This window comes from Pseudoxanthomonas mexicana (assembly GCF_001556105.1).
GTDB classification, from domain to species: Bacteria; Pseudomonadota; Gammaproteobacteria; order Xanthomonadales; family Xanthomonadaceae; genus Pseudoxanthomonas_A; species Pseudoxanthomonas_A mexicana_A.
Genome location: NZ_LSIF01000061.1, coordinates 1 through 606 on the forward strand (window position 1 = coordinate 1; position 606 = coordinate 606).

The 606-nt window shown below is 69.0% G+C and carries 1 protein-coding gene; it reads left to right on the top strand.

Features of this window, described 5'->3' with window-relative positions:
• On the top strand, positions 1-606 hold a 606-nt coding region (locus AX730_RS10915), incomplete at both ends, for a flagellin (protein WP_269746993.1).

The following is a 606-nucleotide window of genomic DNA, read 5'->3' on the forward strand; positions in this document are numbered from 1 at the left end:
TGTTCCAGGTCGGCGCCAACGCCGGCCAGGCCATCGCCATCGACAAGACCGTCGATGCGAAGGCCAACGCGCTGGGCAACGTCAAGTTCGCCGCCGACCGCGTCGCCACCACCGATGCGGCCGCCGCCACCTCCGACGGCAAGCTGTCCGGCATGGTGCTGAATGGCGTCACCATCAGCGACGTCAGCTGGAAGGCCGGCGATACCGGCGTCGATGTGGCCAAGGCCGTCGCCGCCGGCATCAATTCGCAGATGGGCGAAACCGGCCTGCGCGCCACCGTCAGCGGCACCGGCGGCATCACGCTGGAATCGTTGAAGGCCGACAAGGACGTGACGCTGACCGCGGGCACGATCACCGGTGGCGCGGGTACCGTAGCCGTCCCGGCGAATGCGACCCAGGTCGGCCTGACCGGCATCACCGCCGTCACCGCCGCCGCCACCGCCAGTTCCAGCTTCGTGTCCTCGCTGGACATCAGCTCGGTCAAGGGTGCGCAGCAGGCCCTGGAAGTCGTCGACAAGGCGCTGACCTCGGTCAACTCGGCCCGCGCCGACCTGGGTGCGGTGCAGAACCGCTTCACCTCGGTGGTCGCCAACCTGCAGACCAGCT